This window comes from Gracilibacillus lacisalsi DSM 19029, from assembly GCF_000377765.1.
In the GTDB taxonomy this organism is placed as follows: Bacteria; Bacillota; Bacilli; order Bacillales; family Amphibacillaceae; genus Gracilibacillus; species Gracilibacillus lacisalsi.
In genome coordinates, this window is the sequence record NZ_KB898667.1 from 64,448 (window position 1) to 90,432 (window position 25,985).

Below are 25,985 nucleotides of genomic sequence, written 5' to 3' on the forward strand. Positions count from 1 at the left end.
TATATATGATTCGCTTTGGAGTAATAGGTACGAATTGGATTACCGATCGTTTTATTGATGGAGCAAGTAAATTAGCTAATTTTGAGTTAAATGCTGTTTATTCACGAACGGAAGAAAAAGCAAGCGAGTTTGCGAGTAAGTATAATGTCGAGCATACATATACAACTATTCAGGAGTTGGCAGACAGTGATAAAATAGATGCCGTTTATATTGCTTCGCCGACAGCATATCACTGTGAACATGCGATAGCTTGTATGAAAGGCGGTAAACACGTTATTGTTGAAAAACCTTTTGCCTCTAATCAGCAAGAGGTACAAGCGATGATTGATACCGCAAAACAACAAAATGTCACGCTGATGGAAGCAATGAAAACGACGCATACTCCTAATTTTAAGCTTATTCAAGAAAGTTTAGCTAAAATTGGACCGGTTCGCCGTTATGTTGCGAACTTCTGTCAATATTCCTCTCGTTATGATAAATACAAAGAGGGAATTGTATTAAACGCATTTAAACCAGAATTATCAAATGGATCATTAATGGATATTGGCGTCTATTGTATTTATCCAATGGTCGCTTTATTTGGTGGACCAGACCGTGTGAAAGCAACAGCATATATGTTGGAATCGGGCGTTGACGGTGAAGGAACCGTGACAGTGGACTATCCTTCATTGAACGGTGTCTGTATGTTCTCTAAAATTACGAACTCTACTATCCCATCAGAAATTCAAGGGGAAAAAGGATCTATTGTTATTGGGAAATTTTCCGATATGACTGAAGTGAAAATTGTGTACAAAGATGGTTCGGAAGAGGTTTTAGATACCGGGCAAGAAGATAACACGATGTATTATGAAGCAAAATCATTTATCGAGTCAATCGAACAAAAGAAGCTAGAAAATGACATCAACACATGGGAGCATTCCCATACAACGATGCGAATACTAGATCAGGCACGCAAAGAAATAGGGCTTGTATTTCTGGCTGATGAAAATAAATCTTACGGACAAAAACAGCCATGAACTTTAAAAGTTGTCCGTAAGAAAAAATCTTGTGGACAAAAAATGGTGAAGTATTGAATTTTAGTCCATAAGAAAAGATCTTACGGACATAATTATTAAAATTCTTAATTTCTTGTCTATAAGAAAGAATCTTACGGACAAAAAATACAAACATCACTAAAACTTGTCCATAAGAAATGAAAAAGGCTGTCATCGGTGTGACAGCCTTTTCTATGTTAATTACGTATCAAATGATCAAATGCGCCCAACGCCGCAGTAGCACCAGAGCCCATTGAAATAATGATTTGCTTATAAGCGCTGTTCGTACAGTCACCTGCTGCAAATACACCAGGGATACTTGTGGTACCACGCTCATCGACTACAATCTCGCCAAACTTATTTAACTCCAAGGTATCTTGCAACCATTCTGTGTTAGGAACAAGTCCAATTTGAATGAAGACACCTGCAAGCTCAATTTGTTTCTCTTCTTCTGATTCACGATCTACATATTTTAGTCCTTCGACTTTGTCAGAACCATAGATTTCAGAAGTTCTTGCGTTTGTAAGCACTGTTACATTGGATAGACTATATAGGCGGTCTTGTAAAACGTTATCTGCTTTTAATTCTGGAGCGAATTCAATCAGTGTTACATGTTTAACAATACCTGCTAGATCAATAGCTGCTTCGACACCAGAGTTTCCACCACCGATTACAGCTACATCTTTTCCTTCAAAGATGGGACCGTCACAGTGTGGACAGTATGCAACACCTTTGTTCTTGAACTCGGCTTCGCCAGGAACACCGATATTACGCCAGCGAGCACCGGTTGAAAGTACAACGGTTTTACTTTTAAGTGTTGCGCCGTTTTCTAGTTCTACTTCAAAGAGATCTTTTTTCTCTAAAGATTTTGCACGCATAGAATTCATGATGTCCACATCATAATCTCGAACATGCTCTTCCATGTTAGCAACTAGTTTAGGACCTTCTGTATAAGTTGTGGTGATGAAGTTTTCAATACCAAGTGTGTCTTGTACTTGTCCACCAAAGCGTTCTGCCACGATACCAGTACGGATACCTTTACGAGCAGCATAAATAGCAGCACTGGAACCAGCAGGTCCTCCACCAACGACTAATACATCATAAGGATCTTTATCGTTTAGCTCGGAAATATCAGCACTGCTTCCTAGTGCTTCAAGGATGCTTTCGATGGTTTGTCGACCATCAACAAACTGTTCGCCATTTAAATAAACGGAAGGAACAGCCATGATGTCTTTACTATCTACTTCCTCTTTAAAAGCAGATCCTTCTACCATCGTATGAGTAATGTCAGGATGTACAACACTCATAATGTTAAGTGCTTGAACGACATCAGGACACTTTTGGCATGATAAGCTTACATACGTTTCGAAGTGAAGCGGACCTTCTAGTTTTTTGATTTGTTCAATAATAGAATCATCCACTTTAGGTGGACGTCCACTTACTTGTAATAATGCCAACACAAGAGAAGTAAACTCATGACCAAGTGGGACACCAGCGAAAATAACGCCAGTGTCCTCGCCTGCACGATTAATGCTAAAGCTAGGAGTGCGGTCAAAAGAGCCTTTCTCTACTGTGATTTTATCAGACATGCTTGCAATTTCATTTACTAGTTCGTCTACTTCTTTTGAAACATCGTCAGAACCGACGCTTGCCTTGATGACAATATCATTTTCTAACAGTTTCAAATATTCTTTAAGCTGTGTTTTTATTTCTTGATCAAGCATTTTGACCCTCTTTTCTTATATTTTCCCTACTAGATCAATACTTGGTCTAAGTGTTTCGCCGCCTTCTTCCCATTTAGCTGGGCACACTTCACCAGGATTGTTACGCACGTATTGAGCTGCTTTAATTTTGTTAATTAGTGAACTTGCGTCACGACCAATACCTTCTGCATTGATTTCCGCTGCTTGGATGACACCATCAGGGTCAATAATGAATGTTCCGCGATCAGCTAAACCTTCGTCTTCGCGTAGTACATCAAAGTTTTGAGAGATGATGTGTGAAGGGTCACCGATCATTGTGTATTCGATTTTACCGATTGCATCAGAGCTTTCGTGCCATGCTTTATGTGTAAAGTGCGTGTCCGTAGATACAGAGTATACTTCTACACCTAACTTTTGTAATTCTGCATACTGATTTTGTAGGTCTTCTAATTCTGTTGGGCAAACGAAGGTAAAGTCTGCAGGGTAGAAGCAAACAATGCTCCACTGACCTTTAAAATTTTCTTCTGTTACATCTACAAAGTCTCCTTGACGGAATGCAGATGCTTGAAATGGTAGTACTTCTTTACCGATTAATGACATAATGATTGTCCTCCTTGTGTATTTTTTTATTTTTGAATACTTATTCTCTAAAAAAAGTATTCATTACACAACAATTATTATAAAATAAATTATCTTATAAGTGTAATGATACAATGATATTTCATAAATTCGTAAAAATAAATCTATCTATTCTACCATTTTGAACGTAAAATTCATGGTTTATTCACAATTATAAAATTATTATTTAAGATGTGAAGAAGATCACACACTTTTTTAAAGAGAGCCGATATTATGAGATTAACAAAACAGTGTGAGAAAGGATGGGCGAACATGATGAATCTGAAAAAAATGCAACTACCTTTACAAACACTTAGCCTTGTCGTCGGCTTTATGGTATGGGTATTACTATCATCTTTAATGAGTTTTATTAAGCAAGATATTAGCTTAACTGCAGGACAAATATCGTTTGTTACCGCAGTTCCTGTTATCTTAGGTTCTGTGTTACGAGTTCCGTTAGGTTTTTATACGAATCGATTTGGGGCACGCGGTTTATTTGTGTTAAGTTTACTTTTTTTAATTCTGCCAGTTGGTTATTTAGGCATGGCAAATAGTTTCACAGATTTAATTCTATCAGGATTATTCCTTGGTATTGGTGGAGCGGTATTCTCTGTCGGGGTTACGTCGTTACCGAAATATTATCCGAAAGAAAAACACGGATTCGTAAACGGTATTTATGGTGTTGGGAACATCGGGACGGCGATTACTTCATTTGGTGCACCAATTATCGCTGGAATGTTTGGTTGGCGCATGGCAGTACTTACATTTATTATTCCCTTATTACTGTTTGCGGTTCTCAACTTTATATGGGGAGATCGCCATGAACCAAAAGTTCAAACTTCATTAAAACAACAGATGTTAGGAGTTTATAGAAATAATAAACTATGGTTTTTAAGCTTCTTTTACTTCTTAACATTCGGGTCCTTTGTTGCTTTAACCGTTTATTTACCAAACTTTTTAGTATCGGAATTTCAACTATCTGAAGTTGATGCCGGATTACGAACAGCAGGTTTTATTGCATTATGTACATTACTCAGACCTGTTGGCGGCTGGTTAGGAGATAAGTTTAACCCATTTAAAGTGTTAATGTTCGTTTTTACAGGCTTAACGATTTCTGGTATTCTGTTATCTTTTTCACCAACGATACTGCTATACACAATTGGCAGTTTATCAGTGGCACTATTTGCTGGTATTGGCAATGGGACGATTTTTAAACTAGTTCCTTTATATTTCACTAAACAAGCAGGGATCGTCAATGGTATTGTGGCTGCCATGGGAGGATTAGGTGGATTTTTCCCACCGATAATTCTCACGTTGGTTTATGATATCAATGGTCACTATGCAATTGGTTTTATGGCACTATCCCAGTTTGCGCTGGCGAGTTTAATCATCATTATTTGGATGTATTATACCGATAAATTGAATTTGTCCAACTATATTGTGAATAATGCAGGGCAAGGCATTTTAGTGACAGATGAAAATGGCAGCATTACAAAGATAAACCGTGCCTTTGAACGAATAACCGGTTATCGTGAAGAAGAAGTAATTGGTCAAACTCCCAATATATTAAGCTCTGGACAGCAAGGTTCGAGTTTTTATAGTGAGATGTGGCAAGAATTGAGAAAGAGAGAAATTTGGCAGGGCAAAATTACTAATAAACGGAAAAACGGAGAACTCTATACGCAATGGTTGTCCATTAGTGTGCTAAAAGATGCAGGGGATAATATAACTAATTATGTCGGGGTATTTAGTGAATTAAATGAGTGACCAGTTACCTATTGGTAGCTGGTTTTTTTCAAATGGAAAGAAACTATATAAGTGGTACCATCTTTTTTTGAATAAAGTGGACAGCCGGAGTGGTGGTCAAGCTGTTCAAGTAGTTCATAATGGATGCTAGTGAAATTCTAAGGATTCACTACCAAATAGTAAAATGGGTATAAGTAGAAAGTATGGTAAATAATTACCGAGCATTAACGTTTAATTAAAACTCTCTTAACATATAATTGTTATATTATAAGTAAGCAAAAACCTCCAAGACTTTCTTCCCCAAAAATATATAGATGGAGTGGAATGACATATGTCATGGATAACAGTAGGACATGCATTTGTAGTCATCTATTTCTTATTCTCAAGCTTGGCTAAACTAGTCCATTACCCTTATTTTGTAGGACAACTACCAAAGACTTTAGTCCGTCCCTATTCACATCTAACCGCGATGATAATAATAATTACAGAACTTACATTAACGATAGCTCTTATTTTTCATTTTTACACTCATATCATGTTAGTCGGTCTTGTGATGCTTGTCTCCATTTTTACCGTTTATCTTATCATCATGATTCAAAAAGGGATAACGAAAGAAGATTGTGGTTGCTATGGTGGTTTTCTAAAAGAACGGCTTGACTATCAAAAAGTAATCAAAAACATCTTGCTTATTACCTTTTTAATCGTTCTCCTATTACAAGCTTCTGCTGCAGTACAGCTTAGAGACTATGGTGTGGCCACTGTCGGATTTGTTACCTATTTGTTCGTACATCAATTATATCAGAAACTCCAACAGAACCAAGTGAAATTGGCGAAAATCAAATCGATGTAGGAAGGAGAGGCTTGTGTATATTCTAATTGGTATTCTCACAATCATTGTTATAGGTCTTGCTGTTATTTCTTGGATTCTTTATCAGCAAATACAGCAACTCTATCTCTTCTTCTTCCATTATTCAGGTGTGGCAGTAGGTCAGCAAGCACCAGCCCTCCAGAATGTCGATATGGATAAAGAAATAGTGCTAATTTTTGCAGACATAGATTGTCCTAAATGTCTTAAAGTAATGGAAGAAATAAATCGTAAAAAGAATCGCATCAATCAAAAGTACTGTATAGTGATGATACGTAATCAACAGGAAATAGATACATTTTTAGCAGATAAAGGCTGGAATATCGTTGTAAAGTCAGTAACGGTACGAGAGAAGGAAAGGTTTCAAGTTATTGTAAAGCCCTTTTTCTTTCTGGTAAAGGAAGGGGTTATTCATAAAAAAGGATTAATAGACTCGCTTGAAGACATATTGATGAACGAGTCGTCAGAAGCTCAAGCGAGTTAATATCACCTTGAAAGGAGGTGAAACAAATGAAAAAACGTTTAGGTTGTGTTTCTCTTGTTGTTTTTGGTAAACGCATCGAAAAATGCTATGGTCCATCATGGTTAAGAGTTTAATACTTAATGCTGGAGGTATTTTGTGGCCGCAAGATACCTCCTCTAAATCGTATGAATGTAATTATATATTATATTACTAATTTTTTTCTTTTTTGTAAATATATATGCATAGTGATGAGGTGATCAAAATGAGTCCACCGTTATTAGAGGTTAATCAAATTACGAAGCGTTTTGTTAGTAAAAAACAAGAGATAATGGCAGTAAATAATGTTAGCTTTGAGATTAGTTCTAACGAAATTGTAGGACTTGTTGGACATAATGGTTCGGGAAAGACAACGATTTTGAAAATGCTTGCAGGGTTACTGCATCCAGATGAAGGCATTATCAAAATAGAAGGTGAGCTTTGGAAAGAGAAGCAAGTTAAAGAGACCGTTGCTATTCTATTAGAAGGTTCGCGTTCCTTCTACTGGAACTTAACGGGCAGACAAAATTTAGCATACTTCTCTGTGTTAGCAGATGTTAAGCATGCGAAGCCTAGAATAGCGGAATTAATCGAATTGTTAGGGATGTCTGCTTTTGTTGATCGAATGACAGGAACCTATTCAAGAGGAATGCAACAGAAACTGTCTCTTGCTATTGTCTTATTACAGCAACCGAAACTATTAATCTTAGATGAACCTAGTAATGGTCTTGACTATGAATGGTCACAATTGTTAGCGGAATTGTTACAGGATTTAACAGCAAAAGTGAACATGAGCATCATCGTTGTCAGTCATGACTTTCATTTTCTATACCAATTTGTCGATCGAATCTTACATCTTAAACAAGGAAAGTTGGTTCGAGAACTGCCTGTTTATCGAACCAATATACAGAGTAGGGACCAGTATGTTTCTTTTCATTTACAAGGCGAACTCCCGGCAAATATCGATATTCCTGTTTCTTTATTAGTACAACAAAAGAAAAACGGCTGGATTGTTAATGGTAATCCAGATTCCACTGAGGTTTATCATTTTATCAGTCTGGCGGTATCAAATGGTCTTACTGTAGAACAAGTAACTACATCATTCGCGGCTATAGGAAAGGAAGAAGCTTATGGCTAAAGTGGTGATGGCAGAGTTCCTTAAAGGTTTTCAACTACAATGGAATTATCCATTCTCTTTTTTATTACATACGATTCAGAATTTAATCATTACTGGTGTGCTGATTTGGATGCTTAGCGGTTTAACATCATTGGAGCAGGTAATTGGCTTATTATTTTGGCCAGTCGTCATAAGTGCTATTTCATCTAGTGCACAATCGGTTCAGGACGATATGCAATATGGGACATTTGAGAGAATTGCCGCCAGTAAAAGAAGTTTATCCTTTATTTTATTAGCAAGAAGTTTGTCAGACTTTATTTTCTCTGCATTATTAACCATTATCGCAATGGCAGGAGCAACTCTGTTATTTGATATTTCGCTAAGGATAGAAGCGGTCGCGGCATGTTTGTTTATTGTTTTGTTTACTGGTACTGGATTAAGCTTTATTTTAACTGGCTTGCAAATTTATTACCGAGACATCGGACCATTAGGAAACATGATTGTATTTGGTTCGGTAGTTGTTTTACTGCTGCCATGGGATCAATGGCTTCAATTTTTTGAAGTATTTGTTTATCTCTTACTTCCATTCACAGCTAGTGCCATGTATATTCAGTCATTGGAAGCTAGTTATCTAGTTTATGCATGTATCAATAGTTTGCTTTTTTTCATGGTTGGCCTAGTCTATTTGCCATTTATGGTTAGAAAAACAAAAGCTAAAAAAGGATTAGGGAGATATTAACAATGGGTACTACTGTTGCTTTTGGTGGTGAAATGAGCAAAGTTCATTATCTTCTATATACGCTTAACCTTGTTGTAGGGTGCTTTGGTATCTCTATTATTCTGCCATTTATCATTATGTATGGTATGGATCGATTCGCTGTTTCGGGAGATCTATCCATACTATTTCTGTTTACCATTCCAGCATTTATTGGTTTTATTCTCTTTCCGCTATTATGGTATATCCTTTCTGATAAACTCCGATTACAGGATATCGGAATGGTTCATAGCCTAGATAGAACCACTATAACGATTTGTGTCATTTCCTTTGTGGTGATTATTTATAGCTGTATACAAATGCAAGACATACCGTGGATCATGTTGGTCCATTTTGCGGTGATTGGTTTAGGAGAAGAATTAGTCTTCAGAGGGATATTACTTTATCGGCTTCAAAAAGTGATGAATAGCTGGTTAGCCATTTTGATATCAGCCGCTGTATTCGCTTTTGTGTTTCATTCAGGTCAGCCATTCTTAGACAATGTCAGTTACAGACTGATCCTAGGTGTTGTATTTGGCTTTATTTTTTTACGTTCAAAAAATATATGGGGAGTGGCAAGTATTCACTTTGCTTATAACTTTTTTGTAACCCATCAATTATAAAGTGAGACATCCATCAAAGTGGAGGATTAACCATATTGATGGTAATCGTCTGTGATAAATAGGAGGGATTAATCTTGAAAATGAATAGTTTTTTAGCTGTTATAGCTAGTCTATTTTTAATCGTAAGTTATGGATTGTTTTTAGTATTAATGGATACAGAGAGTAGTTCTTTACTTTTTTATGACGTAGTAACCATTTGGCTACCTATTGGGGTTATCGTTGCAATTGCTTTTATTGCGACACAGCGCGGACCTTTAATTAAAGACAGTAGTTTATTAACAGGCGCATTTGTAGCTTTCGTTACACATATCTTTTTTTATTTAGTTTTGGTTATTTCTCGAAATTTGGAACATGTTCAAGAATTTCTTACATATTATGGGAATAAACGAAATAATGAAGTAATGGAAACCATCGTCAATCAGACATGGAGTATTATTTTACAAGGTTATTTTACGGAATTAGTTATGATGGTTTTATTGGGATCAATTGGCGGATGGCTAGGAAGTAAAATTGGTCGCAATAAAACCGAGAGTGCTTAACAGATTGGAGTAGGTCGGGTATGAAAAAGAAATGGATTATTCGCACTGTACCAACGTTACTAGTTCTGTCACTAATTGGCTATTTTGTATTTGGTGGAACAGACCCGGTACCGTGGAAAGTAGTGCAAGCCGAAGTAAAACAGACGACGAATGCGAATCAAGTAACAGCTACGGGAATATTTCGTTATAAAAATACCGTAGAACAACAGGCTGCTGATAGTGGTATGTTAGTGGAACGGCATATTGATGTTGGAGATGAAGTAGAAGAAGGAGATAAACTGGTAGATTTAGAGGTTTCTTTAGGTAATGATACAGAAACAGTCGAAGTAACTGCTATTGCTGATGGTGAGGTCTTATCTATACATGGAGATAAGGGGAGTTATATTCACACAGGTGATCCTTTAATTATGTTAGGTGAGCAGGAACAATTGGAAATTTATGGGGAATTGTCTGAATTTGATTATGACCGTATCGCCAAAGGAGATAAGGTCTCCATTGAAAGTAATGCGTTTAATGAAGTGATGCATGGCAAGGTAACAGCGGTTGATCAGGAAGTGACAGAATCAGAATTGTCAGAAGGTTCAGTGATAAAAATGCGAGTGGAAATGGAAGATGATTCTGATCAAAATCCAATTCCGGGATTACAGGCGTTTTTAACGATAGAAACAGAGCAACAAACAGCAGAAGTAGATGAGGCATTTATGATACCAGAGACAGCTTTAGTAGAAGAAGAGGGGCTTTTTTTTGTCTATACGGTGGAGGAAGGAAGGATTACAAAGAAAGAAGTGACACTTCAGTCCGTACCAGTGTTAGCTTCTGAAGACGAAGGAATTGGCAATGATCAATTTAGAATTTGGGTAGAACAAGAAACAACGGATGAGGAAATCTTAGCTAATATGTTAGAAGTAGATGAGGGAATTACTGAGGATGATTGGATTATCGCTAATCCAAAAAATGATATCGAAGAAGGATCATCCGTTGATACAAATAGTATGGAAAGATTAGATGTCACCTCGTAAATAGAAGGAGTGCCGGATATGCAAATAAAAAATACGTTGCGTTTAGCTTTAGAACAGCTAAAAGCTAATAAGCTACGCACTTTTTTAACGTTAATCGGAATTATTATCGGGGTGGGATCTGTAGTTGCAATTCTATTAATTGGTGAGAGCGGACGAAAGGATATAATCGGAGAATTCGAGCAAGATGCCAATCAATTATTTTATTTACACCTTGATACGAGTGAACAATCTAAAAAGCAGCAAGCTTCTCTTAGTTGGCGGGATATCAGTTTGTTGCGTGAACAATATCAAAGTCAGGCTCAGGTTGCTGCCTCTTATTTAGATCAGAAAGAAGTAGTATTTGAGCAAAGCACAGAAAAAGTAGATATTACTGCAGTAACCGATAATTATAGTCAAGTTTCCAATATGTTAGATATAGCGTACGGTAGTTTTTGGGAGGAAGGGACCAATCAGAATGTTGTCCTTATAAATGAGGCGTTAGCGGAGGGATATTTTGGCAGTGCAGGGCAAGCAATTGGACATTCGGTCATGATAGATAGAATTCCTTTTACGATTCAGGCAGTATATACAACAAATGATTTTATTCAAAGTGGTTCTCAAGCGAATCTATATGTACCATTGCAGGTATGGTACAAAATCCATTATTTAACAGATCAACCTGTTCATAGTATTGAAATCCTCACTTTATCTGAGAACCATTTTGATCAACTTCGTACAGAAATGGTCAGGACTTTAGCAGAGTCAAAAGGTGTAGCAGAATCCACTTTTCGTACGCAGGCAGTGGCAGATCAGTTAGATATGGTAAATAATGTTTTGCGCATTTTTACAGCTATTATCAGTTCTGTCGCGGGTATTTCATTATTAGTTGGCGGTATTGGTGTGATGAATATTATGCTAGTATCAGTCATGGAGCGGACACGGGAAATTGGAATTCGCAAAGCAATCGGCGCTAAGCCACGGCATATTCTCCAACAATTTTTAATTGAAACATTGGTGTTAACTACACTTGGTGGTTTTATAGGCTGTCTGTTTGGATTGGGAATGGCAATGTTAGTCACACAGTTAGCCGAAATGAGCTTTGTGTTCTATTGGCCTGTGTTTCTGATCAGTTTTTGCATTACGACCATTATTGGTGTTTTGTCAGGGTTCTATCCGGCCAAAAAAGCAGCTAAACTTGATCCGATTGTTTCGTTACGTTATGAATAACAGGAGGCATATGCATGGCATTAATTGAATTGAAAAGAATTACAAAGCAATATATCACTGGGGAAGAGAAGGTAGATGCATTAAAAAGTGTCGATTTAACAATTGAAGAAGGCGAATTTACTGCGATAATGGGAAGTTCAGGTTCGGGTAAATCAACTTTACTAAATATATTAGGTTGTTTGGACCAGCCGACTTCTGGTGAATATTGGCTGAATAATGAGGATGTACAGCATCTAAATGTAAATCAGCTATCAGATATCCGCAATCAATATTTAGGTTTTATCTTTCAATCCTTTCACCTACTACCTAGGTTAAACGTATGGAAAAATATAGAGCTACCAATGTTATATCAAAATATTAGGAAACAAGAGCGTAAACAACGTGCAAAAGCCTTGGCAGAACGAATGGGGCTCCGGGAACGTATGCAGCATATGCCTAGCCAATTATCGGGTGGACAACGGCAACGTGTAGCAATTGCGAGAGCATTGGCTAATAGACCGAAATTATTATTAGCAGATGAACCAACTGGTAATTTAGATTCTAAAACGACGATTGAAATCATGGATATTTTGCAAGAACTAAATCAATCTGGTGTTACCATTATTCTCGTCACACATGAGGACGAATTAATAGATTACACAAAACGAACGATTATCTTGCAGGACGGGATCGTTATAAAAGACGAGAAGAAACAGCTTGCTTAATGTGATACACTCTTTTCGTAAAGAGCAATGCACAATACCAGAAGCCACGCTTTTAAGGATGTGCCTTCTACCCTTTCGATTTTGGATGAATGCTACGGTAGAAGGTTTTTCTTGTGACTTACGGACAATTTAAGCTATGTTTGAGGAAAACTGTCCATAAGAATAGAACTTATGGACAGTTTTCAATCAAAATTAAAAATTGTGTCCGTAAGAATGAATCTTACAGACAATTTAATGTACAAGTGAGTAGTTTTGTCCGCAAGACAGAATCTTATGGACAGTTTTCTTCTATTTTAAATGATTGTGTCCGTAAGATCCTCATAGCTGTTCTCCTTATCAACTCCTATAAAAAAAGATTACGATGTTTTCTTAAATTCTTTCCTATATCATTCTAAAAAGGTGTATATTTTTGCTATAATGAAATAATGGATATAGAATCGTCATTATTGGAGGATTATAAGGTGTATAATATCGACGAATGGAAACATATCTTCAAGCTAGATCCAGCTAAAGAGATCTCTGAAGAAATGATAGATAAAATATGTGAATCAGGAACAGATGCGATCATGGTCGGAGGTACAGACGATGTAACCTTGGATGGCGTCTTACAATTATTAAGCAGAATTCGCCGTCATACAGTGCCTGTTATCTTAGAAATATCGAATATTGAATCGGTAACACCAGGTTATGATTATTACTACGTACCATTGGTGTTAAACAGTCAAGATAAAAAATGGATGATGGATGTCCAACATCAGGCAGTAGTAGAATATGGCGATATCATTAATTGGGACGAAATGTTTGCTGAAGGCTACTGTATTATGAATGAAGAATCCAAAGTGTTTCAGCATGCAGACTGCAAGCTGCCGACACAAGATGAAGCAATAGCCTATGCAAGAATGGCAGAACATTTATTCCGCTTGCCTTTTTTCTATTTAGAGTATAGTGGTACATATGGTGATCCGTCATTAGTTCGATCGATCAGTCAAGAACTCGGGCACACGAAATTAATATATGGCGGTGGGATTGAAACAAAAGAACAAGCCGCTGTCATGAGCGAATATGCGGATATCATTGTGGTCGGTAATGCACTATATGATAATCCGAAAGAAGCATTAAAAACGGTTAAAGTAACAAAGTAGAAGGACGGTGTTACAATGAGTCGGATGATGCACGACTTGTTAAAAGGATTAAATAAAGAACAGCGTGAGGCTGTACAGCATACAGAAGGCCCCTTGTTAATCATGGCTGGTGCCGGAAGTGGGAAAACACGTGTACTAACCCACCGTATTGCTTATTTATTAGATGAAAAGGAAGTCTCACCAAGAAACATCTTAGCGATTACGTTTACCAATAAAGCGGCACGTGAAATGAAAGACAGAATTGCAGGACTTGTAGGACCATATGGAGCGGATATGTGGGTATCAACCTTCCACTCGATGTGTGTACGTATCCTGAGAAGAGATATTGATAGAATTGGATATAGTCGTAACTTTTCGATACTCGATAGCAGTGATCAGCTAACGGTAATTAAAAATATCGTAAAGGATAAAAATATTGATGCGAAAAAATTTGAACCAAGAGCAATACTAGGTGTGATCAGCAGTGCGAAAAACGAACTAATAACACCTGAAAAATTTGCGGAATCAGTAAACAACTTTTTTGATCGCCAAGTTTCCGAAGTTTTTACCGAATATCAGCGGCGATTACGGAAAAATCAAGCACTGGATTTCGATGATTTAATTATGCAGACGATTCACCTTTTTAAACGGGTACCGGAAGTATTGGAGTACTATCAGCGTCGTTTTCAATACATTCATGTTGATGAGTACCAAGATACTAACCATGCTCAATATTCACTAGTCAAACAGCTGGCAGCTCGTTTTCAAAATCTCTGTGTGGTTGGGGATTCCGATCAATCAATCTATGCATGGCGTGGTGCTGATATTTCTAATATCCTTTCCTTTGAAAAGGATTATCCAACCGCCCGTGTTGTCATGCTCGAACAAAATTATCGTTCAACAAAATCGATTCTTCAGGCTGCCAACCAAGTTATTGAAAATAATATGGGTAGAAAACCGAAAAATCTCTGGACAGAGAACCAAGACGGGAACAAAATTCGTTATTTCCAAGCATCTACTGAACGAGAAGAAGGATTATTTGTTGCCGAGCGGATTGAAGAATTAATCAAGGAAAACAAATATAAGCATAAAGATATAGCGATTCTTTACCGTACGAATGCCCAATCCCGTGCAATAGAGGAAACCTTTATGAAAGCCAATATTCCCTATCAAATGGTAGGAGGCACGAAGTTCTATGATCGTAAGGAGATTAAAGATTTGCTCGCCTACTTACGTTTGATCGTCAACCCAGATGATGACATTAGCTTTGTCCGTGTTGTTAATGTGCCAAAACGAGGTGTAGGAAAAACAAGTATGGACAAGCTCCAAGCATATGCTACGGCAAATGATATTTCCTTATACACAGCCGTGCAGGAAGTAGACTTTGTCGGTGTCAGTGCTAAAGCTGCAAAATCGTTAATGGAGTTTGGCCAAATGATCAAAAACTGGGAACAACAGCAGGAATTTTTATCAGCAACCGATATGGTTGAACAAGTCATTGAAAAAACAGGCTACGAAGAAATGCTCCATAATGAACGCAGCATTGAAGCACAGACACGTTTAGAAAACATTGAAGAATTCAAAACCGTTACGAAACATTTTGAGGAAACCAATGAGGACAAAACATTAGTCAATTTCCTGACAGACTTAGCGTTGATTTCAGATATTGACCGGATGGATGATGATCCGACAGCAGATGACAGTGTCACGATGATGACTTTGCACGCAGCGAAAGGGTTAGAATTTCCTGTTGTCTTCCTGATTGGTATGGAAGAGAGTGTTTTTCCACACAGTCGGTCGATGATGGATGAAGAGCAGATGCAGGAGGAGCGCCGCCTCGCTTATGTAGGAATTACTAGAGCTGAAGAGCTCCTTCACGTATCCCATGCGAAGATGCGGACATTATTTGGTCGAACGAATATGAACCCAATAAGTCGTTTTATTGATGAAATTCCGGCTGATTTATTAGAAGGTAAAGAAGAAATGCAGCAATCGAGGTTTGGCTCTTTGGATAAAATAGCGATTCAAGATCAGGATTTACCTTTTGAAAAGCAGCCGGAAAAACCGAAACGTCAACCCATACGTAATGTCAACCAAACAACAGGCGGAGAAAAAGAGGCTTGGAATGTAGGGGATAAAGCGAATCATAAAAAATGGGGACAAGGAACAGTTGTCAAAGTGGAAGGTTCTGGTGATGCGATGGAATTAGACATTGCTTTCCCTGCACCAACTGGTATTAAACGACTACTCGCCAAATTTGCCCCGATTACGAAAGTGTAAAAAGGAGGTGTTCGTCCAATGACAGAACAAGAAGCACGTCAGAAATTAGTAGCGCTAAGAGAAGAATTAACCGAATATAACTACCAATACCATGTGTTAGATAACCCGAGTGTTTCAGATGCGGAATATGATGCGAAAATGAAGGAATTGAAAGCAATAGAAGCAGAATTCCCTGAATTGATTACACCTGACTCACCTTCCCAACGTGTTGGAGGAGAACCTTTAGAACAATTCGAAAAAGTAACCCATCGTGTACCGATGTTAAGTTTAGGTAATGCTTTTAATGAAGAAGAGCTAAAAGATTTTGACCGCCGAGTTCGTGAAGGATTAGCGACTGATGATGTGACGTATGTTTGTGAATTGAAAATAGATGGGCTTGCGATTTCCCTACGTTATCAGGATGGTCTTTTCGTTCAAGGGGCGACCCGTGGCGATGGGACAACTGGTGAGGATATTACCAGTAACTTAAAAACGATCAGAAGTATTCCGCTTAGAATTAAGGATCATTCCCCGATTGAAGTGCGTGGGGAAGCGTATATGCCACAGAAAGCATTTGTATCTTTAAATGAAGCACGTGAAAAAAATGGAGAAGAGCCTTTTGCCAATCCACGAAATGCCGCGGCAGGTTCATTACGTCAGTTAGATCCGAAAATTGCGGCCAAACGTCATTTGGATATCTTCTTATATGCAGTTGGTGAATGGGAATCCGGTTCATTAGAGACACATAGTGAACGTCTCACTTATCTTCAAGAATTAGGTTTTAAAACAAATCCAGAATGGCGAAAATGTCATTGTATTGAAGAAGTGATTCAATATGTCGAAGAATGGGTAGAGAAAAGAGCTGCTCTTTCCTATGATATTGATGGTATCGTGATAAAGGTAGATAATCTCGAAGCACAAGAACAGCTTGGCTTTACAGCGAAAAGTCCGCGTTGGGCAATTGCTTATAAATTCCCAGCAGAAGAAGCGGTGACAAATCTTACCGATATCGAACTAAGTGTTGGCAGAACCGGCGTAGTTACACCAACAGCTATATTAGAGCCGGTTAAAGTGGCTGGTACTACCGTTCAACGAGCATCATTGCATAATGAAGATTTAATCAAGGAGAAAGATATCCGTATCGGGGATACAGTCGTCATTAAAAAAGCTGGTGACATTATTCCTGAAGTGGTCCGAGTAGTCGAGGATATGCGAACAGAGGAGCAGGAGCCTTTTGCGATGCCGGAAGCATGTCCATCATGTGGGGATGAACTCGTTCGTTTAGAGGAAGAAGTTGCACTAAGGTGCATTAACCCAAATTGTCCGGCGCAATTAAAAGAAGGTTTGATTCACTTTGTTTCAAGGCTTGCGATGAATATCGACGGACTTGGAGAAAAAGTTATAGAGCAACTTTTCCACGCTGAATATATTCACACCATTGCCGATCTTTACCGGTTAGAGCGTGAAGAATTATTGAAACTAGAGCGTATGGGTGAAAAATCTGTGGAGAATTTGTTAACTGCGATCGAAAATTCGAAACAAAACTCATTGGAACGGTTGCTCTTTGGTCTAGGTATACGTTTTGTTGGTTCCAAAGCAGCAAAAACATTAGCAGAACATTTTGAAACAATGGACCGTCTGCAGCAAGCAAGCTTTGAAGATTTAATTGCGATTGATGAAATCGGCGATAAAATGGCGGATTCGATTGTTCATTATTTTGAAGATGATCAAGTAAAGCAGCTTATTTCCGAGTTGAAAGATTTAGGCTTAAACCTCACCTACCAAGGACCTAAAGTAAATGAAGCGGCAGCGGACAGTCCTTTTTCAGGTAAGACTGTTGTCTTAACAGGTAAATTAGCAATCTATACTAGACAGGAAGCGAAGCAGCAAATTGAAGCACTTGGCGGTAATGTTACAGGTAGCGTAAGTAAAAAGACAGATTTGCTGATTGCTGGAGAAGATGCTGGATCTAAATTAGATAAAGCGAAAAAATTAGAGGTTGAAGTTTGGGATGAGGCAAAACTCCAAGAAGTATTAGAGGAGGAAGCATAATGAAACAAATACTAGCTAGCCTCTTCATCGTTGTATTAGTTTTAGCCGGTTGTGCACCTGATTTTGGAGAACAGGAGGAAACCGTAATTGATGAAAGTATCGACGATGAATCGTTAGAAGAGACAGCGATTGTTCCAAAATATAATTTGGAAGATAATTATCGGGTATTGATTGACTCTAATTTAAGTCAGGCAAGAGGTGTGATTACGAACCAAGTGGCAAATCGACTTGATATCGATGAACTCGAAGAAGGATTACGTCGTCACTCGATGGAAGTATATGATCCAGATACTTATTACTTTCAAGAAGGTCAATATTTGACTGATAACATATTATATCAGTGGTTAGATCGCTATGATGAAGAGGATAACCCACAGGGATTGAACCCTGAAGCAGACGAATCTAAAGACGATGATGAGTTAATAGAAGAAGAAAAAGACAATCCAAAATACTTGTCACACATTTTGGAACAAAATTATTTAAGAAAGACAGAGGATGATTCTGTAGAGTTAGCAGGAATTTCAATCGGAATCGCGATGAAATCAGTTTATCGTTTTCGAACACAATTTGATGACGGTACATACTCCCCCTATTATGAAGAAGAGATATCAGAAAGTGATATGCGGTCAGAAGCAGAGGAAATAGCGGATGAAGTAGTACAACGAATTCGTCAGATGGAAGGGTTGGGAAATGTCCCAATCATGTTAACGATCTTCCGTGAAGAGTCACAAAATTCCCTTGTCCCTGGTAACTTTGTAGCTAAGACAAATGTCGCTGGTGACAGTTCATCTGTTGGTGATTGGCAAGAATTAAATGAAGAGAATGTCTTGTTCCCATCTAATTATGGTGAAAATACGTATCCGGATGTATGGGCGACATTAGTTGACTTTGAGTCAGATATCGCTTCGTATTTTCCTAACTATGTCAGCGTAATCGGAAAAGGCTTTTTCCAAAATGGTGAGCTACGTAAATTAACAGTGGAAATTCCGGTTTCATTTTACGGAAAGGCCGAGTTAATTGGTTTTACCCAATATGCATATGGACTTGTATTATCAGGCTTTCCTAGCGATTATCAATTAGAGGTAAATATTACTTCCGGAGATAAACAAGAAGCCTTAATTGTAAGAAAGGCAGGAGAAGAGGAAGGGTTTGTCCATATCTACCGTTAATTCTATTCAAAAAAGTTTTGCAAAGATAGGATTAATGGTAGAATAAAGTGAGAATATGATCAGTGGGGAATTTCCCCCATTGATTATTAGCGAAACTTATCAGGGTGTTAGCATCTAATAACCCCCACTTGGCTTTCATGTTGTTACGGGAAGCTTAAAGTGGGGGCTTACAGACGTTTAGCACTGTGGTAACCATTATGGATTTACTAATAAATGAATGATTTTCAACTATATATGGAGGTGAAGCAATATGACAGAAATCTCAAAAGAACAAGTAAAACACGTTGCCAATCTAGCACGTCTAGCATTAACAGAGGAAGAAGTAGAAACATTTACTCAACAATTAGGAGATATCATCAATTATGCAGAGCTATTAAACGAGTTAGATACCGATAACGTCGAGCCGACTACTCACGTTTTAGATTTAAAAAATGTAATGCGTAAAGATGAGCCGAAAGAATGGATTAAGAAAGAAGATGCATTAAAGAATGCACCAGATCAAAAAGATGGTCAATTCCGTGTGCCATCAATTCTTGAATAAGGAGGGTTTCTTTTGTCACTGTTTGATTATACGTTAAAAGAATTACAAGAAAAGCTACATAACAAGGAAATTACTGTTAGTGATCTTGTCGAAGCTTCATATAACCGAATTAATGAAGTAGATGATCAAGTCAAAGCATTTTTGACATTAAATGAAGAAGAAGCAAAGAAACAAGCAAAAGCATTAGATGAAAAATTAGGCTCCGATGCATCGGTTCTATACGGGATGCCAATCGGAATCAAAGATAATATCGTAACAAAAGGATTACGAACTACTTGTGCGAGTCAAATCCTTGATAACTTGAATGACCCATTGTATGATGCAACGGTTATCCAGAAATTAAATAAAGAAAATACAGTTAACATCGGGAAATTAAACATGGACGAGTTTGCGATGGGTTCTTCAACAGAGAACTCCAGCTATGAAAATACTCGCAATCCTTGGAATACAGATTATGTTCCTGGTGGTTCTAGTGGTGGTTCGGCAGCAGCTGTAGCAGCAGGAGAAGTATTTTTCTCACTAGGGTCTGATACGGGTGGTTCCATTCGTCAACCAGCAGCATTCTGTGGTGTGGTTGGTATGAAACCTACATATGGTCTTGTATCTCGTTTTGGTCTTGTAGCGTTCGCATCATCTCTCGATCAAATTGGACCAATTACAAGAACAGTAGAAGATAATGCACACTTGTTACAAGCGATTGTTGGTCATGACAACATGGATTCCACTTCTGCTAATGTAAATATTCCAAACTATGGTGATGCATTTAAAGAAGATGTGAAAGGCTTACGTATTGCGGTACCGAAGGAGTATTTACAAGAAGGGGTTGACCCAGAAGTAAAAGAAGCGGTACTTGCAGCGTTAAAACAATATGAAGAATTAGGTGCAACATGGGAAGAAGTTTCGTTACCACACTCTAAATATGCGGTTGCAGCTTATTACTTACTAGCCGCATCAGAAGCAAGTGCCAACCTAGCACGTTTCGATGGAGTTCGCTACGGTAAACGTACAGAGAAAAATGTTGACATGATTGATATGTTCAAAGAATCTCGTGCAGAAGGCTTTGGTGACGAAGTGAAACGTCGTATTATGCTTGGTACCTTTGCATTAAGCTCCGGTTATTACGATGCTTACTACAAAAAAGCTCAAAAAGTACGTACATTGATTAAAAATGACTTCGAAAAAATCTTTGACGAGTATGATGTAGTAATTGGACCAACAACTCCAACACCAGCTTATAAAATCGGAGAGAAAATCGATGATCCATTAACGATGTATACAGATGATGTTTTAACAACACCTGTAAACCTTGCCGGACTCCCGGGTATGTCGATCCCTTGTGGATTCTCAAGTGAAGGCTTACCAATAGGATTACAAATTATTGGCAGACACTTTGATGAGGCAACGATCTATCGCACGGCTTATGCATATGAGCAGGCAACAGATCATCATAAGAAACGTCCTAATTTAGGAGGTGACAGGTAATGACAAATTTTGAAACAGTTATTGGTTTAGAGGTACACGTCGAGCTAAAAACGGCGTCTAAAATCTTTAGTCCAAGTCCGAATGCATTTGGTTCAGAGCCGAATGCGAACGTAAACCCAATCGACTTAGGATACCCAGGTGTATTACCTGTTTTAAATGAAGAAGCAGTAAACTACGCGATGAAAGCAGCGATGGCAATCAATTGTGACATCGCAACAAATACAAAGTTCGACCGTAAAAACTACTTCTATCCAGACAACCCGAAAGCTTACCAAATTTCCCAATTTGATCAACCAATCGGGGAAAATGGTTGGATTGAAATTGAAGTTAACGGAGAAAAGAAAAAAATCGGTATCACTCGTCTTCACTTAGAAGAAGATGCAGGAAAGCTAACGCATGGTGATGACGGTTATTCGTTAGTGGATTATAACCGTCAAGGTACACCACTAGTAGAGATTGTATCCGAACCAGATATCCGTACTCCAGAAGAAGCATATGCTTACTTGGAAAAACTAAAAAACATTATTCAATATACAGGTGTATCTGACTGTAAGATGGAAGAAGGTTCTCTACGTTGTGACGCCAACATCTCGATCCGTCCAGTAGGGCAAGAAGAATTCGGTACAAAGACAGAATTGAAAAACTTAAACTCTTTCTCTTTTGTACAAAAAGGGTTGGAATTTGAAGAAAAACGTCAACGTGAAGTATTACTAAACGGAGGCGAAATCCTTCAGGAAACTCGTCGTTACGATGAGCAAAAGAAGGAAACTATATTAATGCGTGTCAAAGAAGGTTCTGATGACTATCGTTATTTCCCAGAACCAGATCTTGTTCCACTATATATTGATGATGCATGGAAAGAACGCATCCGTGCTGAAATTCCAGAATTACCAGATGCTCGCCGTGAGCGTTATGTGAAAGAGTTGGACCTGCCCGCTTATGACGCAGGTGTATTAACAAGCACAAAAGAAATGTCTGACTTCTTTGAAGAAGCGATTGAAGCAGGTGCAGATGTAAAACAAGCATCTAACTGGCTCATGGGTGAAGTTTCCGCCTATATGAACAAACAACAAGTCGAAATCCAAGACTTAAAGATGACACCAGCAGCCCTTGCGAAAATGATTCAGCTAATTGAGGATGGTACGATTTCCTCTAAAATGGCGAAAAAAGTCTTCGCAGAGCTTGTAGAAAATGGTGGAGACCCAGAAAAAATCGTCAAAGATAAAGGCCTTGTACAAATCTCTGATGAAGGTCAACTTCGCGAGATCATCACAGGAATCCTTGACGAAAATGAACAATCGATCATCGATTTCAAAAATGGTAAAGACAAAGCCCTTGGTTTCCTTGTTGGTCAAACCATGAAAGCAACAAAAGGACAAGCCAACCCACCGATGGTTAACAAGATCATCAAAGAAGAAATCGAAAAAAGATAATATGAATGAGGAAGGCTGTGTTCCATCGCACAGCCTTCTATTTAATTGATATATTTATAAGTGACCATATAATCGTCGAAAGTGGCCATAAAATGAAAAAAAGTGACCATAAAAGTACGAAAAGTGACCATAAAATCCTTGAAAGTGGCCATAAATTGGTTAAAAGTGGCCATAAAAAATTCATGTTATCATTTTGAGTAAAGATTTGCATTTTTATCCAAAATGATTATGATTAAGGTAGGATGTAACACTTAGAGGAGAATGAGTATGAAACGTGCACGCATTATCTATAATCCAACGTCAGGTCGTGAGGCTTTCAAAAAGGAGCTGCCAGAGGTATTGAGGCGTTTGGAAGAAGCTGGATATGAAACATCAGCCCACGCGACTAAATGTGAAGGTGATGCGACAAACGCTGCGAAAATTGCAGTAGATCGTAAATTTGATTTGATAATTGCTGCAGGTGGGGATGGTACCATTAATGAAGTCATTCATGGCATGGCAGAGCAGGAATATCGGCCACAGCTAGCGATTATTCCAGTTGGGACAACCAATGATTTCGCCAGAGCACTGGGGATTCCTCGTGAGATCCAGAAAGCTGTTAGTGTGATCCTTGAGCATCATACTTGCAAGCTTGATATCGGTAAAGTAAATGATCATTACTTCATGAATATTGCTGGTGGCGGCAAGTTAACAGAATTAACCTATGAAGTCCCAAGCAAATTAAAAACGATGCTCGGCCAGCTCGCTTATTATTTGAAAGGGATAGAGATGCTTCCATCATTAAAACCAACCAAAGTTCAAATTGAGTATGATGGAAAATGGTTTGACGATGAGATCATGCTTTTCCTTGTCTCTAATACCAACTCGGTAGGCGGCTTTGAGAAGATTGCTCCAGAAGCTAAAATGGATGACGGGTATTTTGATTTAGTCATACTTCGCAAGACGAATCTAGCCGAATTTGTTCGCATTGCTAGCCTTGCTACTAAAGGTGCCCACCTAGACGATAAAAATATCTTTTACACGAGAGCGAACCGGATTAAAGTCCATACTGAGGAAAAAATGCAGCTTAATCTAGACGGAGAGTACGGCGGTCTGTTACCTGGAGAATTTGAAAACTTGTATCAGCATATTGAATTTTTTGTTTCCGAGGGATTTATCGAAAAACAAGCAAAAATTGAATAGTTAAAAATGGTGCATTCTGTCGGAGAGTGTACCTTTTATTTTTCGATAAAATATTTCCCAGGAAATGATTAAATTAGACACGGAAATTTCCTATTTGTCATTAGCTATGATAAAATTTGGACAACATATGATAAGAGAGAGTGTCGACTGACGAATGAAGACATTTTACCTGAGAAAAAGGACGTTGATATTATGACAAAAACAACCCCACCTGTAACAAAAAATCAAACAATCGAATTAACCTTTGAAGATATAACTCACGAAGGTGCTGGAGTTGGCAAGATAGACGGCTACCCACTTTTTGTTCCTTATGGATTACCTGGTGAAAAAGCTGAAGTGAAAGTAATTAAGGTCAAGAAGAATTTCGGATTTGGTCGATTAATCGAAGTGACAGAGGAAAGTGAAGATCGTGTCAAACCACCGTGTAATGTGTATTATCAATGTGGTGGTTGTCAGTTGCAGCATATGAGTTATGAGATGCAACTCGACATGAAACGAAATCAAGTACAAAGCGCTTTGAAAAAGATCGGACATATTGAAGATATCCCGATTCATCCAACGATTGGTATGGAGGACCCTTGGCGATACCGTAACAAAGTTCAAATACCAGTAGGATCGAAAAATGGTGAATTAATTACAGGTTTTTATCGAAAAAGAAGTCATGAAATCATTGATGATATGGCTCGCTGTATCATCACGGATGAAGTAAATGACCGCATGGTAGAGGCGGTTCGTGAAATTGCTAATCGATTAGGGATTCCAGCTTATGATGAGAAAAATAATCGCGGTATTTTACGACATATTATGGTGAGGTCTGGCCAAGAAACAAAGCAGACAATGGTCGTATTAGTAACAAAAAAAGAAAAAGTAAATGGGTTAGACACATTAATCAAGGAAATAACGGAAACAAATCCTCATGTTAAATCGATCGTCCAAAATATTAATCCTGATCGTACCAACGTGATTATTGGTAAGAAAACGAAAGTGCTATGGGGAGAAGAATATATTTATGACCAGATTGGAGATATTAAGTTTGCCATCTCTGCTAAATCATTCTATCAAGTAAACCCGCCACAAACAAAAAAATTATATGACCAAGCTTTAGAATATGCAAACCTATCAGGAAATGAAACCGTGATTGATGCCTATTGTGGTATTGGAACAATCTCGTTATTTTTAGCAAAGAAGGCGAAAAAAGTATATGGTGTCGAAATCGTACCAGAGGCAGTAAGTGATGCCAAAGAAAATGCAAAGCTAAATCATATTGACAATGCAGAATTTTTCGTAGGACAAGCAGAAAAAGTAATGCCATGGTGGCAAGCACAAGGGCTTCAGCCTGATGTTATTGTGGTGGACCCACCAAGAAAAGGCTGTGATGAAGCATTACTAGAAGCAATGCTAGAGATGAAGCCAAAACGAATAGTTTATGTTTCATGTAATCCATCTACGTTAGCAAGAGATTTGCGGATTTTAGAAGATGGTGGATATGAGACAAAAGAAGTGCAGCCGGTTGATATGTTTCCTCAAACAACTCATATTGAGAATGTTTGCTGGTTGGAACGGAAAATGTAAAAAAAGATACAAGTACACTGTAAGAGGTGATGCTCATTCTTTTCCAATGTAGGAGGTTTATAGATGACTAATAACGATATATTAATTAGATTAAGATATGCATTAGATATTAAAGATAAAGATATGGTAGAGATTTTTAAACTTGGTGGTATGGAAGTAACAATAGAAGAAGTCCAAAAAATGCTTACAAAACCAAAAGATGTTTACGATTATGATATTGAAGATGATGAGAGTATAAATGTAAATAATAAGAATTTGGAATTATTTTTAAACGGCTTAATCATTTCTAAAAGAGGGAAACAAGAGCCAAAACCAGGGCAACCCGAAAGACCTCCACTATCTAACGAACCTGTTAATAACATCGTTTTAAAAAAGTTAAAAATAGCACTAACATTAACAAGTGAGGATATTATTGAAATATTAAAAGGGGTAGGCGTGACTATTTCCAAAAGTGAATTAGGAGCCTTATTAAGAAAACAGGGACATAAGCATTTCAAAGAATGTGGAGATAAATATGCACGTAATTTTTTGAAGGGATTGGCTGTTAGGTATAGGGGATGAGGGAAAGTGTCTAACTAAAAAATACTCTATTTACTAGTCCGACCCTGATTTCGTAAATATTTTTTTGCGGATTCAGGGTTCTTTCATTCTATATTTTTACCAATATATATTTTAACTTCCGAAAAAAGTTGAAAATAGGAGGTTAAAAATAAACTATTGCGATCAGTTTGATTAAAGGTACTTAAA

General features: G+C 37.9%; 23 protein-coding genes. 21 read left to right on the top strand and 2 right to left on the bottom strand.

Annotated elements, in window-relative coordinates; translation table 11 throughout:
* The first annotated feature begins 5 nt into the window (after positions 1 to 5).
* Positions 6 to 1,016 (top strand): Gfo/Idh/MocA family protein, encoded by a 1,011-nt coding sequence (locus tag D569_RS0110480; RefSeq protein WP_018932369.1) that lies wholly within the window; start codon positions 6 to 8, stop codon positions 1,014 to 1,016.
* 215 nt (positions 1,017 to 1,231) lie between these two features.
* On the opposite strand, the gene ahpF is transcribed toward D569_RS0110480, so the two are convergent.
* Both ahpF and ahpC read right to left on the bottom strand, forming a co-directional pair.
* Positions 1,232 to 2,758: an alkyl hydroperoxide reductase subunit F gene (ahpF, locus tag D569_RS0110485; protein WP_018932370.1), complete on the bottom strand. Its 1,527-nt coding sequence runs from the start codon at positions 2,756 to 2,758 to the stop codon at positions 1,232 to 1,234.
* Between the two features lie 15 nt (positions 2,759 to 2,773).
* A complete protein-coding gene (ahpC, locus tag D569_RS0110490; RefSeq protein WP_018932371.1) occupies positions 2,774 to 3,337 on the bottom strand; it encodes an alkyl hydroperoxide reductase subunit C in 564 nt (187 codons plus the stop codon).
* A gap of 291 nt (positions 3,338 to 3,628) precedes the next feature.
* On the opposite strand from ahpC, the gene D569_RS0110495 reads away from it, so the two are divergent.
* From D569_RS0110495 to D569_RS0110600, 20 genes are all read left to right on the top strand, one after another.
* On the top strand, positions 3,629 to 5,122 hold the full coding sequence (locus tag D569_RS0110495; protein WP_018932372.1) for a nitrate/nitrite transporter: 1,494 nt from the start codon (positions 3,629 to 3,631) through the stop codon (positions 5,120 to 5,122).
* 310 nt (positions 5,123 to 5,432) lie between these two features.
* Complete coding sequence (locus tag D569_RS0110500) at positions 5,433 to 5,951, top strand: MauE/DoxX family redox-associated membrane protein (RefSeq protein ID WP_018932373.1); 519 nt, start codon at positions 5,433 to 5,435, stop codon at positions 5,949 to 5,951.
* A 13-nt stretch (positions 5,952 to 5,964) separates the two neighbouring features.
* The gene (locus D569_RS0110505; protein ID WP_018932374.1) at positions 5,965 to 6,450 is read left to right on the top strand and encodes a hypothetical protein; all 486 of its coding nucleotides are present in this window, start codon (positions 5,965 to 5,967) and stop codon (positions 6,448 to 6,450) included.
* A gap of 241 nt (positions 6,451 to 6,691) precedes the next feature.
* Complete coding sequence (locus D569_RS0110515) at positions 6,692 to 7,603, top strand: ABC transporter ATP-binding protein (protein ID WP_018932375.1); 912 nt, start codon at positions 6,692 to 6,694, stop codon at positions 7,601 to 7,603.
* Entirely contained in the window at positions 7,596 to 8,321 is a 726-nt protein-coding gene (locus D569_RS0110520) for a hypothetical protein (protein WP_018932376.1), read from the top strand. Before D569_RS0110515 ends, D569_RS0110520 begins: the two co-directional genes overlap by 8 nt.
* 2 nt (positions 8,322 to 8,323) lie before the next feature.
* Entirely contained in the window at positions 8,324 to 8,959 is a 636-nt protein-coding gene (locus D569_RS0110525) for a CPBP family intramembrane glutamic endopeptidase (protein ID WP_018932377.1), read from the top strand.
* 74 nt (positions 8,960 to 9,033) lie between these two features.
* Complete coding sequence (locus tag D569_RS0110530; protein ID WP_018932378.1) at positions 9,034 to 9,498, top strand: hypothetical protein; 465 nt, start codon at positions 9,034 to 9,036, stop codon at positions 9,496 to 9,498.
* A gap of 20 nt (positions 9,499 to 9,518) precedes the next feature.
* Positions 9,519 to 10,517 (top strand): efflux RND transporter periplasmic adaptor subunit, encoded by a 999-nt coding sequence (locus D569_RS0110535; protein ID WP_018932379.1) that lies wholly within the window; start codon positions 9,519 to 9,521, stop codon positions 10,515 to 10,517.
* Positions 10,518 to 10,535: 18 nt separating this feature from the next.
* Positions 10,536 to 11,723, top strand: coding sequence for an ABC transporter permease (locus D569_RS0110540; protein WP_018932380.1), 1,188 nt, complete (start codon positions 10,536 to 10,538; stop codon positions 11,721 to 11,723).
* A 14-nt stretch (positions 11,724 to 11,737) separates the two neighbouring features.
* Positions 11,738 to 12,427 (top strand): ABC transporter ATP-binding protein, encoded by a 690-nt coding sequence (locus D569_RS0110545; RefSeq protein WP_018932381.1) that lies wholly within the window; start codon positions 11,738 to 11,740, stop codon positions 12,425 to 12,427.
* A gap of 461 nt (positions 12,428 to 12,888) precedes the next feature.
* Entirely contained in the window at positions 12,889 to 13,569 is a 681-nt protein-coding gene (gene pcrB, locus D569_RS0110550; RefSeq protein WP_018932382.1) for a heptaprenylglyceryl phosphate synthase, read from the top strand.
* Between the two features lie 15 nt (positions 13,570 to 13,584).
* Positions 13,585 to 15,828 carry a DNA helicase PcrA gene (pcrA, locus tag D569_RS0110555; RefSeq protein WP_018932383.1) on the top strand — a complete coding sequence of 748 codons (2,244 nt, stop codon included), beginning with the start codon at positions 13,585 to 13,587 and terminating at the stop codon, positions 15,826 to 15,828.
* Positions 15,829 to 15,846: 18 nt separating this feature from the next.
* Entirely contained in the window at positions 15,847 to 17,859 is a 2,013-nt protein-coding gene (ligA, locus tag D569_RS0110560; protein WP_018932384.1) for an NAD-dependent DNA ligase LigA, read from the top strand.
* Entirely contained in the window at positions 17,859 to 19,028 is a 1,170-nt protein-coding gene (locus D569_RS0110565) for a CamS family sex pheromone protein (protein ID WP_018932385.1), read from the top strand. Before ligA ends, D569_RS0110565 begins: the two co-directional genes overlap by 1 nt.
* A 250-nt stretch (positions 19,029 to 19,278) precedes the next feature.
* The gene (gatC, locus tag D569_RS0110570) at positions 19,279 to 19,569 is read left to right on the top strand and encodes an Asp-tRNA(Asn)/Glu-tRNA(Gln) amidotransferase subunit GatC (RefSeq protein WP_018932386.1); all 291 of its coding nucleotides are present in this window, start codon (positions 19,279 to 19,281) and stop codon (positions 19,567 to 19,569) included.
* Between the two features lie 12 nt (positions 19,570 to 19,581).
* On the top strand, positions 19,582 to 21,051 hold the full coding sequence (gatA, locus tag D569_RS0110575; protein WP_018932387.1) for an Asp-tRNA(Asn)/Glu-tRNA(Gln) amidotransferase subunit GatA: 1,470 nt from the start codon (positions 19,582 to 19,584) through the stop codon (positions 21,049 to 21,051).
* Positions 21,051 to 22,484 (top strand): Asp-tRNA(Asn)/Glu-tRNA(Gln) amidotransferase subunit GatB, encoded by a 1,434-nt coding sequence (gatB, locus tag D569_RS0110580; RefSeq protein ID WP_018932388.1) that lies wholly within the window; start codon positions 21,051 to 21,053, stop codon positions 22,482 to 22,484. Before gatA ends, gatB begins: the two co-directional genes overlap by 1 nt.
* A 267-nt stretch (positions 22,485 to 22,751) precedes the next feature.
* Positions 22,752 to 23,666: a diacylglycerol kinase gene (locus tag D569_RS0110590; protein ID WP_018932390.1), complete on the top strand. Its 915-nt coding sequence runs from the start codon at positions 22,752 to 22,754 to the stop codon at positions 23,664 to 23,666.
* 192 nt (positions 23,667 to 23,858) lie between these two features.
* On the top strand, positions 23,859 to 25,238 hold the full coding sequence (rlmD, locus tag D569_RS0110595) for a 23S rRNA (uracil(1939)-C(5))-methyltransferase RlmD (RefSeq protein WP_018932391.1): 1,380 nt from the start codon (positions 23,859 to 23,861) through the stop codon (positions 25,236 to 25,238).
* A gap of 63 nt (positions 25,239 to 25,301) precedes the next feature.
* On the top strand, positions 25,302 to 25,799 hold the full coding sequence (locus tag D569_RS0110600; RefSeq protein ID WP_018932392.1) for a YehS family protein: 498 nt from the start codon (positions 25,302 to 25,304) through the stop codon (positions 25,797 to 25,799).
* The last annotated feature ends 186 nt before the right edge of the window (positions 25,800 to 25,985 follow it).

Bases quoted from the DNA above. Each gene is read 5' to 3' on its own strand.
- ahpF (WP_018932370.1), bottom strand. From the start codon at position 2,758: ATGCTTGATCAAGAAATAAAAACACAGCTTAAAGAATATTTGAAACTG.
- ligA (WP_018932384.1), top strand. From the start codon at position 15,847: ATGACAGAACAAGAAGCACGTCAGAAATTAGTAGCGCTAAGAGAAGAA.
- D569_RS0110535 (WP_018932379.1), top strand. From the start codon at position 9,519: ATGAAAAAGAAATGGATTATTCGCACTGTACCAACGTTACTAGTTCTG.
- gatB (WP_018932388.1), top strand. From the start codon at position 21,051: ATGACAAATTTTGAAACAGTTATTGGTTTAGAGGTACACGTCGAGCTA.
- D569_RS0110495 (WP_018932372.1), top strand. From the start codon at position 3,629: ATGATGAATCTGAAAAAAATGCAACTACCTTTACAAACACTTAGCCTT.
- D569_RS0110590 (WP_018932390.1), top strand. From the start codon at position 22,752: ATGAAACGTGCACGCATTATCTATAATCCAACGTCAGGTCGTGAGGCT.
- pcrA (WP_018932383.1), top strand. From the start codon at position 13,585: ATGAGTCGGATGATGCACGACTTGTTAAAAGGATTAAATAAAGAACAG.
- D569_RS0110500 (WP_018932373.1), top strand. From the start codon at position 5,433: ATGTCATGGATAACAGTAGGACATGCATTTGTAGTCATCTATTTCTTA.
- D569_RS0110525 (WP_018932377.1), top strand. From the start codon at position 8,324: ATGGGTACTACTGTTGCTTTTGGTGGTGAAATGAGCAAAGTTCATTAT.
- rlmD (WP_018932391.1), top strand. From the start codon at position 23,859: ATGACAAAAACAACCCCACCTGTAACAAAAAATCAAACAATCGAATTA.
- D569_RS0110545 (WP_018932381.1), top strand. From the start codon at position 11,738: ATGGCATTAATTGAATTGAAAAGAATTACAAAGCAATATATCACTGGG.
- gatC (WP_018932386.1), top strand. From the start codon at position 19,279: ATGACAGAAATCTCAAAAGAACAAGTAAAACACGTTGCCAATCTAGCA.
- D569_RS0110480 (WP_018932369.1), top strand. From the start codon at position 6: ATGATTCGCTTTGGAGTAATAGGTACGAATTGGATTACCGATCGTTTT.
- D569_RS0110515 (WP_018932375.1), top strand. From the start codon at position 6,692: ATGAGTCCACCGTTATTAGAGGTTAATCAAATTACGAAGCGTTTTGTT.
- D569_RS0110540 (WP_018932380.1), top strand. From the start codon at position 10,536: ATGCAAATAAAAAATACGTTGCGTTTAGCTTTAGAACAGCTAAAAGCT.
- D569_RS0110520 (WP_018932376.1), top strand. From the start codon at position 7,596: ATGGCTAAAGTGGTGATGGCAGAGTTCCTTAAAGGTTTTCAACTACAA.
- D569_RS0110565 (WP_018932385.1), top strand. From the start codon at position 17,859: ATGAAACAAATACTAGCTAGCCTCTTCATCGTTGTATTAGTTTTAGCC.
- D569_RS0110600 (WP_018932392.1), top strand. From the start codon at position 25,302: ATGACTAATAACGATATATTAATTAGATTAAGATATGCATTAGATATT.
- ahpC (WP_018932371.1), bottom strand. From the start codon at position 3,337: ATGTCATTAATCGGTAAAGAAGTACTACCATTTCAAGCATCTGCATTC.